We start from the raw sequence: 1,063 nt of genomic DNA, 5'->3' as shown, positions 1-1,063 counted from the left end.
AGCAATGCAGGCTGCAGTCGAAGCGTTCAAGACTTGGAGAAAAGTCAAGCCGGAAACACGCGCAGATGTGCTGTTTAAAGCTGCTGCGATTATCCGCCGCCGTAAACATGAGTTTTCTGCTCTTTTAACAAAGGAAGCAGGGAAGCCTTGGAATGAGGCTGATGCTGATACGGCGGAAGCCATTGACTTCCTTGAGTACTATGCACGCCAAGTATTAAAAATTAAAGACGGTGTTCCCGTAAACAGCCGTCCGAATGAATATAACCGTTATGACTACATTCCATTGGGAGTAGGCATCATTATCTCTCCTTGGAACTTCCCGCTTGCGATCATGGCTGGTACAACAGTGGCAGCGATTGTGGCAGGAAACACTGTTCTTTTAAAACCTGCTTCTACAACACCAGTTGTGGCTGCGAAATTCGTTGAAGTAATGGAAGAAGCAGGCCTTCCGAAGGGCGTCCTAAACTTCGTACCGGGCAGCGGTGCAGAAGTGGGCGATTATTTGGTTGACCATAAAGACACTCGCTTCATCTCCTTCACTGGTTCACGCGATGTAGGTCTTCGCATCAACGAGCGCGCATCCAAATTGAACGAAGGCCAAATCTGGCTGAAGCGCGTCATCGCTGAAATGGGCGGTAAAGACACGATTGTTGTCGATAAAGAAGCTGATCTTGAATTGGCAGCTACTTCAATCGTTGCCTCTGCTTTCGGCTTCTCCGGCCAGAAGTGCTCTGCCTGTTCACGTGCGGTAGTCGTAGAAGATGTGTACGATCAAGTGTTAAACCGCGTTGTCGAGTTAACGAACGAGTTAACTCAGGGAAATCCGGAAGATCAAAGTAATTTCATGGGTCCTGTCATTGACCAGGGTGCATTTGATAAGATCATGAGCTATATTGAAATCGGCAAAGAAGAAGGCAAGCTGATGACAGGCGGAGAAGGAGACAATTCCAAAGGCTTCTTCATCAAACCGACTGTATTCGCGGACCTTGCGCCAGATGCACGCTTAATGCAGGAAGAAATTTTTGGACCGGTAGTCGGCTTCACTAAAGCAAAAGATTTCGGC

At 47.9% G+C, this 1,063-nt stretch carries 1 protein-coding gene; it reads left to right on the top strand.

All coding sequences use genetic code 11. The features are described from left to right. The coding region (locus tag NCCP133_RS21810; RefSeq protein WP_264807316.1) for an aldehyde dehydrogenase family protein at window positions 1–1,063 on the top strand (1,063 nt) is incomplete at both ends.

The sequence above is a fragment of the Cytobacillus sp. NCCP-133 genome (genome assembly GCF_026011715.1).
Taxonomy (GTDB): Bacteria; Bacillota; Bacilli; order Bacillales; family Cytobacillaceae; genus Cytobacillus.
Note: the sequence above shows the minus strand (reverse complement) of the source record. Positions and strands in the feature narration are given on the sequence as shown.